This is a genomic window from Pseudomonas sp. W2-17 (genome assembly GCF_041060445.1).
Taxonomy (GTDB): Bacteria; Pseudomonadota; Gammaproteobacteria; order Pseudomonadales; family Pseudomonadaceae; genus Aquipseudomonas.
This window is the reverse complement of record NZ_JAUFNS010000040.1, coordinates 19,260-29,597: the sequence shown is the minus strand read 5'-3', so window position 1 is coordinate 29,597 and position 10,338 is coordinate 19,260. Positions and strand designations below refer to the sequence as shown.

The 10,338-nt window shown below is 55.4% G+C and carries 12 protein-coding genes; 10 read left to right on the top strand and 2 right to left on the bottom strand.

The window, feature by feature from the left end; genetic code table 11:
• The 6 genes from QWI20_RS26845 to QWI20_RS26820 form a co-directional block, all read left to right on the top strand.
• Positions 1-589, top strand: a 589-nt coding sequence (locus tag QWI20_RS26845; protein WP_369307989.1) for an RHS repeat domain-containing protein, incomplete at its 5' end; no start/stop codon positions are given.
• Positions 568-1,104: an Imm15 family immunity protein gene (locus QWI20_RS26840; protein WP_369307988.1), complete on the top strand. Its 537-nt coding sequence runs from the start codon at positions 568-570 to the stop codon at positions 1,102-1,104. The genes QWI20_RS26845 and QWI20_RS26840, both read left to right, overlap by 22 nt.
• Before the next feature lie 632 nt (positions 1,105-1,736).
• The gene (locus QWI20_RS26835) at positions 1,737-1,994 is read left to right on the top strand and encodes a hypothetical protein (RefSeq protein ID WP_369307987.1); all 258 of its coding nucleotides are present in this window, start codon (positions 1,737-1,739) and stop codon (positions 1,992-1,994) included.
• Positions 1,995-1,998: 4 nt separating this feature from the next.
• Positions 1,999-2,349, top strand: a complete 351-nt coding sequence (locus QWI20_RS26830) for a hypothetical protein (RefSeq protein ID WP_369307985.1) — start codon at positions 1,999-2,001, stop codon at positions 2,347-2,349.
• A gap of 382 nt (positions 2,350-2,731) precedes the next feature.
• A complete protein-coding gene (locus QWI20_RS26825; RefSeq protein WP_369307984.1) occupies positions 2,732-3,106 on the top strand; it encodes a hypothetical protein in 375 nt (124 codons plus the stop codon).
• Between the two features lie 21 nt (positions 3,107-3,127).
• Positions 3,128-3,388, top strand: a complete 261-nt coding sequence (locus QWI20_RS26820; RefSeq protein WP_369307983.1) for a hypothetical protein — start codon at positions 3,128-3,130, stop codon at positions 3,386-3,388.
• Positions 3,389-3,463: 75 nt separating this feature from the next.
• Here QWI20_RS26820 and QWI20_RS26815 read toward each other — a convergent pair whose 3' ends face one another.
• Both QWI20_RS26815 and QWI20_RS26810 read right to left on the bottom strand, forming a co-directional pair.
• Entirely contained in the window at positions 3,464-4,462 is a 999-nt protein-coding gene (locus QWI20_RS26815) for a bile acid:sodium symporter family protein (RefSeq protein ID WP_369307982.1), read from the bottom strand.
• A 219-nt stretch (positions 4,463-4,681) separates the two neighbouring features.
• Positions 4,682-4,912, bottom strand: a complete 231-nt coding sequence (locus QWI20_RS26810) for a hypothetical protein (protein ID WP_369307981.1) — start codon at positions 4,910-4,912, stop codon at positions 4,682-4,684.
• Positions 4,913-5,379: 467 nt separating this feature from the next.
• Between QWI20_RS26810 and QWI20_RS26805 the strand changes: the two genes are divergently transcribed.
• From QWI20_RS26805 to QWI20_RS26790, 4 genes are all read left to right on the top strand, one after another.
• Positions 5,380-6,795, top strand: coding sequence for a serralysin family metalloprotease (locus QWI20_RS26805; RefSeq protein ID WP_369307980.1), 1,416 nt, complete (start codon positions 5,380-5,382; stop codon positions 6,793-6,795).
• A 115-nt stretch (positions 6,796-6,910) separates the two neighbouring features.
• The gene (locus QWI20_RS26800; protein WP_369307978.1) at positions 6,911-7,240 is read left to right on the top strand and encodes an AprI/Inh family metalloprotease inhibitor; all 330 of its coding nucleotides are present in this window, start codon (positions 6,911-6,913) and stop codon (positions 7,238-7,240) included.
• A 22-nt stretch (positions 7,241-7,262) separates the two neighbouring features.
• Positions 7,263-9,041 (top strand): type I secretion system permease/ATPase, encoded by a 1,779-nt coding sequence (locus tag QWI20_RS26795; protein WP_369307977.1) that lies wholly within the window; start codon positions 7,263-7,265, stop codon positions 9,039-9,041.
• On the top strand, positions 9,034-10,338 hold the full coding sequence (locus tag QWI20_RS26790) for an HlyD family type I secretion periplasmic adaptor subunit (protein ID WP_369307976.1): 1,305 nt from the start codon (positions 9,034-9,036) through the stop codon (positions 10,336-10,338). The genes QWI20_RS26795 and QWI20_RS26790 overlap by 8 nt, the downstream gene beginning before the upstream one ends.

Sequence of the window (10,338 nt, the reverse complement as noted above, 5' to 3'; positions counted from 1 at the left end):
CCTGGCCTGGTACCAATGCGACCACCTCGGCACCCCGCAGGAAATCACCGACCAAAACGGCAACACCGCCTGGAGCGCGCAATACAAAGCGTGGGGCGAAGCAAGCGAACAGCGCTCCGAGTTCGCCCAACAAGTCGGCCTGACCAACCCGATCCGGTTCCAGGGCCAATACCACGACCAGGAAACCGGTCTGCACTACAACCGGCATCGGTACTATGATCCAAAGGTCGGGCGGTTCATCAGCAAGGATCCGATTGGCTACAGTGGTGGGCTAAACCTCTATCACTACGTGCCGAATCCAGTTGAATGGACAGACCCATTAGGTCTTTCCAAAAATAGTAATGTTCCGGTTGGAACACCCAAACAGGCCCAGATGAAGATTGGTAAGAAACAAGGTCCTCTTGAAATTACCCGAATTCATGGTCCAGATAAGAGTGTTCCACACAGTCAGTGGCACGCGCACTGCAAATGTGGGTCAGGGTATAATCTTGACGGCTCAGTTCACGATAAAGGTCGCGGAGATGTGACTTTCAGTAGAAAAACAATAGACTGGCTTAATCAGCACGGATGGAGCATTCCACCAAAATGAACTTAACAGATCTTTACAGAAAGATAATAAGCAAAGAACCGTACAATGACATGGGCGTGTTCTTTTTGGACTATGAAACCTTCGAAGAGCTTCCTATGACATCGAGGTATGACCGACTAAATTATCTGAAAAAAGAGATGACCGACGAGAAAGCTACGGACTTTCTAGTAGGTCTGTCAGCGTTTCTTTTGAACTCCATTGGTGCGATATCCTGCAAGCCGAAAAATGCTAAACCTTTTTTTGCGATCACCTTCACTGACTTCGAAGCTCTCAAAGAATTCGGCGTGCTGATCCCAAATATATTTATATATCCGCATCCTGGGTCAATCGGATTTTTAGATAAAATCGAGAAAAGTAGCAGCGATGCCTCACAAGAGATAAATCTTGTGAAAATGCATTTTTCGCATTGCGGGATCGCGGACGCCTTTGAGTTCTATGAAAGTAGATTCTATGATTCTGCATGTGGGGAAGATTTTGTAAGGGTATTTGCTGTGCAAAAAAACTGCCGAGGTTAATGAAGTTATAATAAGAGACTGACGCCTTTACCTCCATCATAGGACTAAAATGGGACGGATCCCTTTAACATGCGCCTGAAGATGAGTAGGCAGGGAGCAGCCTCTTGAGCCGCTATCACTTAACTGTGAGGGGATGGTTTACGGTGAAGCGCTATAAATAAATCTGTCCCCTTTCCTACTTATTTTGGTTAAAGGGGATGGACCCCTTTAGCTCTAGAGGTGGCCATATAACTTTGATACCGGACACAGAAGGCTCGCATGTGATACTCGAGCCGGCAGATAGAGCGACACGCAACATGAGTAAATCTCACTGGCGCAAAGCATGTAAGTGTGTTGCCAGCTATCTTGACGACTCAAAAAATGTAAGTCGTTTGGTCAAAGCTTCACAGGCAGGAATTTCGCATAACCCCAACTCCGGAAGGGTGACTGAGCTAAACGAGGTAGGTAGCATCTTGAAGAAATATTACGCCAACGGAACAAATCCAATCTCTAAATAAAAAAATGGAGCTATCATGAAAGCATTAAAATCATCTTTTTTCGAGCCTTGATGGCGACAACTTCCTTAACTAAAGGGGCCGATCCCTTTAATATTTTCAACTCTATAACCTCATCTTGCAAACCAGGAAGCTCACTTGCTTAACGCTATAAATAAATTTGCTCCCTTTCCTTATCCCCTTTCCTCCCAACAGCTAAGTGAACTAAACCCAAAGCTTCACAGAAAGGATCTCGCCGTCCGTGAGGATGCTTTCAAAAGAGCGGAAAAATACATCAACAATGAGGCTAAGTGCGGGGCTGTGGATGCTACGATCAGTCGCACCTTTAAGGTGAAAGACACCGAGCACGAACGTATTGATATTGAAATTATTACTGTAAAGGTGTTCACGGAGTAACTTAATGTTTGACGATTACTTGAATGACGAGCAATTGTATGTTCAGCTGGAGCAATACCTATATGATTGTTTCTTAATTGAGTGTCACGCAAGCGGAGTAGATTTAAAAAACTTCAAGGCACCTTTTTATAATACTGCTTTTTCAAACGGCACGCCATTTAGGGATGGTAATCCTATATTCTCGGCACGAAATAAAACTACCGGTAAAATCCTTAGGATAGTCCTCGATGAGAACACTGATTCACTAGTGTCGTATCGCGACAAGGACATGGGTTGTGAACTCGTAATTATAGCAAGGGTATCTCTGCTGGAGCTCATCATCAAAAAAATGGTTGAATGGATTAGATCTCAGTAACGTTTTTGCATAGATCAAAACTGGCTGAGCAAGGACGTTTTAACTTCACTGACCCATACTTTGACTTCCATAGAAATTTTTTATACGGGTATAGCTGGTCGTGGGCGATAGTGGATGAGAAATTGTAGACTTAATAGCGACTCATCAAACAGATGCCGACATGTCCGGAGATCGCACAATCACACACAAAGCAACATAGACCAGAAACATAAATTTCAGGCCACCGGAATATAAAAAGATAAGTGACAGAGGAGGCGGACCCCTTTAGTTTTTATTACTAAAAACCTCATAGACACGTACTCTACTGGTGTGATTTGCACAGCGAACGACAATCGGCATTGAGAAAAACCGGTATGATAATAGGCAAAGGAAAGATAAAAAAATGAGCACCAACACTCCTCAGTATAACAAACAGAAACTTGAGGTCATGTTGCGATCGGAAGATATGACGGTAGCGACGGATGCGCTTCTATATCTTTGCTTTAATATCGATGATCCGGAGTGGATTCAGGTTAAGTGTATAGACGTAATAGAGAAGCATCGCAATGACGACGTCAGGGGGCTGGCCATGACATGCATAGGCCACGTTGCCCGTATGCATAAAGTAATTGATAAATCTCTGGTGATTCCCGTGCTGTTTGAAAAGCTTAAGCACAGCACCCTGTCTGGCCGAGCCCAAGATGCTCTTGACGATATCGACGTCTTTATCAACCGGCCAACATTTCTAGGATTAAGAGGGGACGACTCCCTTAACTAAGCGATGCCAGGAATCCAGGCTATGAAAAATCTCTCAGCGTTTACCGCACATGGCACGGCAACCGGCAGCCATAAAAGCATCCAGCTTGATGAAATATCGATCATCGCGGATTCCGAAACCATGAGAGCGTTAGGAAACTTCCTGATCAATGCAGCGTACGAAATGGCGCAATACGGTGTGGAACACCTCCATCTTCAAGACTTCGCCGAAAATTTCTCTCATGAAACCCATGTGGATTTTATCGCTTTGAACCGAGAGCTTATTGACCTTACGAACGAATAAGCCCACTCACTCCAACCGCAAAAAGCCCCGAATCATCGGGGCTTTTTCACTACGCCATTCAGCGAATAAACACTCTCAAGGATCAACCTGCGCCATCAACTCCACCACCGGTTCCGTCCGCTTCGCATACCGCTGCGCCACCACCGCACACACCATCAGTTGAATCTGGTGAAACAACATCAGCGGCAAAATCAGAAGCCCGATCGTGCTCCCCGCAAACAACACTTGGGCCATCGGCACGCCAGTCGCCAGGCTTTTCTTCGAGCCGCAGAACAGGATGGTGATTCGGTCTTCCTGATTGAAGCCGAACAGCTTAGACAGCAAGGTCGCAGCCACAAGCACCAGCGTCAGCAGCAGGCAGCACACCAACACCAGCCCCGCCAGATCCCAGATCGGCGTCTTCTGCCAGATGCCTTCGTTCACAGCTTCGCTAAATGCCCCGTAGACCACCAGAAGGATCGAGCCCTGATCGACGAATTTCAGCCAGTTCTTGTTGCGTCCGACCCAGGCGCCGATCCAGCGCCGCATGATCTGGCCGGCAATGAACGGCAGCAGCAACTGCACGCTGATCTTGACGATGGCATCGAGGGTCGAGCCGCCTTCGCCGTGGACGTTCAGCAACAGCGTGACCAACAGCGGCGTCAGGAATATCCCGAACAGGCTGGAGGCCGCCGCGCTGCAGATCGCCGCCGGGATATTGCCGCGCGCCAGTGAGGTGAAGGCGATCGCCGACTGCACTGTCGCGGGCAGCGCGCACAGGTACAGAATGCCCATGTACAGGTCTTTGCCGATCAGGGGCGACAGCACGGGTTTGAGTGCCAGGCCGAGCAAGGGGAACAGGACGAATGTCAGCCCGAACACCAGCAAGTGCAGGCGCCAGTGCCCCGCGCCGGCGATGATCGATTCGCGGGACAGTTTGGCGCCGTGAAGAAAGAACAACAGCGCGATGGCGATGTTGGTCAACCAGCCGAAGCCAACGGCCACTTGCCCGGTGGCCGGCAGGAAGCTGGCGATGATCACCACCGTGATCAGCATGAGGGTGAAGTTGTCAGGGAGAAAACGGGGGCGGGTCATCTGCGTCATCCGAAGGTGCCAGGAACATGCCCGTCACTTTAGCGCGCAATGTACCTGCCGACTAACGCCAATATGTCGATCAATAGCGGCTAACGGACACATCTGCTGGGGTATTGCAGACACTGGGCCCTTCCCGGCTGAAGCCGGTCCTACTAAAACAACGAAAGCCACTTGCCGGACATTGCGTCCACAAGCGGCTCAGCGATAACTCCGGCTATTTCAGGACAGACCACCCTGAATCACGCGCATCACGGTCACACGACGCTGACCGGGATTGTCTGCAATGAGCCGGGACAACGCGGCCTGCCACTTCACGATGTCTTTCTCTTTCGAGAGCATCATCAGTTGTTCCCAGACCATCAGTCCACGGGGGCCAGCCTGCGCAGCGGCTTTCTCGGGACTGTCTTCGCGTTTCAAAAGGTTTGCTGCAATTTCCGAGAGAGTACTCATGGCCGGCTCCTGGCATGCGCGTCGTAGAGCATGCCGATTCAAAACTAAAGGTAATTTCAGGAGTGCCTTCGCGCCAATTTTCTGTGATCGAGGCCGCCTGTAACAGGGCTGTAGCAAAGTTCAGACCAACAGACGCATGGCTATCCATTACTCGTTTGCCCCATCAAAGCGGTCTGGGAAAGACCGGTCAGTCACCCTCAACCTCCCGTCGCTGACAAACCCGTCACGCAGGGCCGCTGACTACCCACTCCTGCAAAGGTGTAACGCTAGCGTGTCACTTGAGTACAAATTTTTGTCGAATTTGTTACAGTTTTGAGAAATCTTGATACATTTCCAAATAAATCGCTGGACCATCGTCCCAACCCTGTGCCAGTTTTTCCTCGCTTCATGCACCAAGCGAGTGATTGGATGACCTCGCCCCTGAGGTCATTCGGTCGTTTTTTCCACGCAGACAAGGATATGTCTGAATGTCGAAACTTAAACTCAATGCCCTCAGCGTAACGCCGCAGGGCCCAAGCGCTGCATACACCCAAATCAACACGTTCAGCCACCAGTACGATCGAGGCGGTAGCCCGATCAATGGAAAACCGTCGTACACGGTGGATCAGGCAGCCGACTACATCTTGCGCGACCATGCCGCATGGGCAGACTCAAACAAGAGCGGCACCATCGAGTTGACCTACACCTTCCTGACCAGCCGACCCGCCGATTTCGATCGCACCCTGGGCACGTTCAGCTCTTTTTCGGCGCTGCAACAATCCCAGGCCAAGCTTTCGATGCAGTCGTGGGCCGATGTAGCGAAAGTCACCTTCACCCAAGCCAACTCCGGCGGTGACGGGCACATGACGTTCGGCAACTACAGCGGTGACAACGGCGGCGCGGCGTTTGCCTATCTCCCGGATAGCGGTTCGTATGCAGGTCAGTCCTGGTACATGATCAATAGCAGCTACCAGGTCAACGCCAACCCTGGCACCAACAACTACGGGCGCCAGACCCTCACCCACGAAATCGGCCATACCCTGGGCCTGTCGCACCCTGGCGATTACAACGCCGGCAACGGCAACCCGACCTATGCCGATGCCACCTACGCCCAGGACACTCGCGGCTACAGCGTGATGAGCTACTGGAGCGAAACCAACACAGGCCAGAACGCCAAAGGGGCCTACGCCTCGGCACCCTTGCTCGACGATATTGCCGCCGTACAAAAGCTGTACGGTGCCAATCTCGCGACACGCGCCGCAGACACCACCTACGGGTTCAACTCCACGGCAGATCGTGACTACTACTCGGCGACGTCTTCGTCGTCCAAGCTGGTGTTCGCGGTGTGGGACGGCGGTGGCAAGGACACCCTGGACTTTTCCGGGTACACCAACAACCAGAAAATCAACCTCAACGAGGCTTCGTTTTCGGATGTCGGCGGCTTGGTGGGCAACGTATCCATTGCCAAAGGTGTGGTCATCGAGAACGCCATTGGCGGCTCGGGCAATGACCTGATCATTGGCAATGGCGCAGCCAACGAACTCCGTGGTGGTGCCGGCAACGACATCATCTTCGGCGGCGGCGGTGCCGATAAACTGTGGGGCGGTACAGGGGCGGATACGTTTGTATTCGCGGCCAGCAGCGACTCACGGCCGTCGGCCCCGGACCAGATCATGGACTTTGTCAGCGGTCAGGACAAAATCGATCTGTCGGCCATGCCGGAGTTTGCGACGAGCCACATTCCGCTGACGTTCGTCAATGCGTTCAGCGGCACGGCAGGTCAGGCCGTGTTGTCCCAGATCAGCACCGGCAGCACCTTGTCGATTGACTTCACGGGCGACCGTGCGGCCGATTTCCTGGTTAACACCGTAGGCCAGGCCGCCACGACAGACATCGTGGTTTAAGCCTGAGGGGGCGGCGTGCAAACGCCGTCCCTGCCTGATCCGGAGCAGATCAATGAACTGGAAGACCGCGGCGTGTCTGTTCACGACGCTTTTCACCTTAAGCGGAGCCCCCCTCATGGCCAGCAGCCTACGTCTCGCGAGCCCCGCCGAACTGGCCGGTCCCTGGCAGTTTTACCCCAAGGACGATGCGCAGAAACCCTGCACATTGATTCTGCAAGAACAGGACGGACAGCTCGCCGGGGATCTGGCCTGCGCCGGCCACTGGCTGGGCGGCACACCGGCCACCTGGTACCCGACGCCTGATGGCATCGCGCTGGTCGATAACCACGACGAACTCTTGGTGCACATGGGTCGCCAGCGAGAAGGGTTCTACATGGCCCGACTGCCCGACGGCCGCACCCTTTTTCTGCAACGCGACGCCGCAAGCGCCACCCCCCGCGCCTGACTTTTTTTCAAGGATGAACCCCATGACCCAAGGCCGGCCAAGCCCCCTGCCGCGCGCGCCCATGTGGGCCACGCTCAAGGCCTACAAAGGCATCCTGCTCAGCATCGGCGCCTTCACCGCGCTGATCAACGTGTTAATGCTGGTGCCCTCGGTCTACATGTTGCAGGTTTACGACCGGGTGCTGTCATCGCAAAACGAAACCACGCTGGCGATGCTGACCGTGATGGTGGTCGCCTTTTTCATGTTCATCGGGCTGATGGAAGCCATACGCAGCTTTGTGGTGATCCGTATCGGCAGCGATATGGAGCGACGCCTGAACCTGCAGGTGTACCAGGCGGCTTTCGAACGCAACCTCAGCCTGGGCGAAGGCAATGCCGCACAGGCCCTGGGCGATTTGACCCTGGTCCGGCAGTTCGCCACCGGCCCGGCGTTGTTCGCCTTCTTCGATGCGCCATGGTTCCCCATCTACCTGGCGGTAATCTTTCTCTTCAACCCCTGGCTTGGCGTGTTTGCCACTGTGGGTGCGGTGGTCCTGATCGCCCTCGCCTGGCTGAATGAAACCCTGACCCGCAAGCCACTGGCCCAGGCCGGGCACTTTTCTGTGGCATCGAGCCAGTTGTCCGGCAGCCACCTGAATAATGCTGAAGCGATCCAGGCCATGGGCATGCTGGTACCGTTGCGCCAGCGCTGGTTCGCCGTGCACAGCCGTTTCCTGGAGCGGCAAAACCGAGCGAGCGACATCGGCGCGCTGATCGGTTCGTTCAGCAAATGCCTGCGTTTGTGCCTTCAATCACTGGTGCTGGGACTGGGTGCCCTGCTGGTCATCGAAGGCCAAATGAGCGGCGGCATGATGATCGCCGGCTCCATCCTGATGGGTCGTGCGCTGGCCCCGATCGATCAACTCATCGCGGTCTGGAAACAGTGGAGTTCCGCGCGGCTGGCATGGCAGCGCCTCGACGCCCTGCTGATCGCCCACCCCGAGCGTCCGACGCCCATGCCCCTGCCCGCTCCCACCGGGCATGTCAGTGTCGAGCAAATCAGTGCAGCACCACCGGGGCGGACCACCGTGACGCTGCAGCAACTGAGTTTCGCCGTGAATGCCGGAGAAACCCTCGGTGTGCTGGGTGCGTCCGGCTCCGGCAAGTCAACCTTGGCCCGGGTGTTGATCGGGGTCTGGCAACCCCTGGCCGGGGTGGTTCGTCTGGACAGTGCAGAGTTGCACCGCTGGGACCGGACCGCGCTGGGCGCCCATGTCGGCTATCTGCCCCAGGACATCGAACTGTTCAGTGGCAGCATTGCCGACAACATCGCACGCTTTACCAGCGCCGATCCGCACCAAGTGGTGACCGCCGCCCGACTGGCAGGCGTGCACGAAATGATCCTGCGTCTGCCCCAAGGCTATGACACGCAGTTAGGCGATGGCGGCTCCGGGTTGTCCGGCGGTCAGAAACAGCGCGTGGCGCTGGCCCGTGCGCTGTACGGCGAGCCGAAGCTGGTGGTGCTCGACGAGCCCAACTCCAACCTCGACAGCAACGGCGAAGCCGCATTGGCCGCTGCCATCGCGCAGCTCAAGGCTCGCGGTTGCACGGTGATTCTGATTACCCATGGCTCTGCGGTACTGAATCAGGCTGACCGTCTGCTGGTGCTCAACGACGGGCGTCTGCAATTGTTCGGCCCGGCGCGTGATGTTTTGAAAGCGCTCTCCGGTACCCAACCTGCGCCTGAACGGTCGCAAGGGGTGCAAGGGGTAAGTACCAGTCGCCAGCTTGGCGCGCAGCAAGGAGGCCAGCGCCATGAATGAACACATCCTCAAACCCGAACGCAGTGCACAGTTTTTCGTCAGCGCAGGCTGGTGGCTGGCCCTGCTCGGTGCCGGCAGCTTTTTCCTCTGGGCTGCACTTGCCCCGCTCGACCAAGGCATCGCCGTGCCTGGCACGGTGGTGGTCTCGGGCAAGCGCAAAGCGGTGCAGTCGGTGGACAGCGGCGTGGTCAGTCGCATCATGGTGCGCGAGGGCCAACGGGTCCATCAGGGCCAACCGCTGTTCCAGCTTGACCACACCCAGGTGCAGGCCGACGTGCAATCGTTGCGTGCCCAGTACGAACTGGCCCAGGCCAGCATCGCCAGGCTCCAGGCCGAACGAAACGGCAGTGTGCAGGTACGCTTTCCCGAGGACCTGTTACAGCAAGCGTCTCCACAGCTGCTCGGCGTGCTGGAAGGCCAGCGGCAGTTGTTCAGCAGCCGTCATCAGGCGTTTCAGCGATCCCAGGCTGGCATCCATGCAAGCATCGAAGGTGGCATTGCCCAACTCGCCGGCATGCGCCAGGCGCGTAATGACCTCCAAGCCCAGGCCGAGTCATTGCGCCAGCAACTGGAAAACCTCCGGCCGCTGGCCGAGCGAGGCTACATCGCCCGCAACCGCTTGATGGACTACGACCGGCAACTGTCTCAGGTGCAACGTGATCTGGCACAGAACACCGGTGACACAGGCCGGGTCGCTCAGCAAATCGAGCAATCACGGATGAGCCTGCAGCAAGGTGTCGAGGAGTATCAAAAGGAGGTGCGCGGGCAACTGGCCGATGCCGAACTGAAAAGCATCACGCTGAGCCAGCAACTGGCCTCGGCACAATTCAGTCTGGCCCACAGTGAAATCAGCGCACCTGCCGATGGCATTGCCGTGAACCTCTCGGTACACACGGAGGGCGCGGTGGTGCATGCCGGTGAATCGCTGCTGGAAATCGTGCCCCAGGGCGAGGGCCTTGAGATCGAAGGCCACCTGCCGGTGAACATGGTCGACAAGGTGGCCGAACAGCTGCCAGTGGATGTGCTCTTCACCGCGTTCAATCAGAGCCGTACGCCGCGCGTGAATGCCACGGTCAGCCTGATTTCCGCCGATCAGTTGCTCGACGAGCGCAGTGGTCAGCCGTACTACATCGTGCGAAGCACTGTCACCGACCAGGCGCTGGCCACACTCAAGGGCCTTGTGATCAAACCCGGCATGCCGGCGCAGATGTTCGTGCGCACAGGCGAGCGCTCTCTTCTCAATTACCTGTTCAAGCCTTTGATGGATCGCGCAGGAATGGCACTGACCGAGGAATAG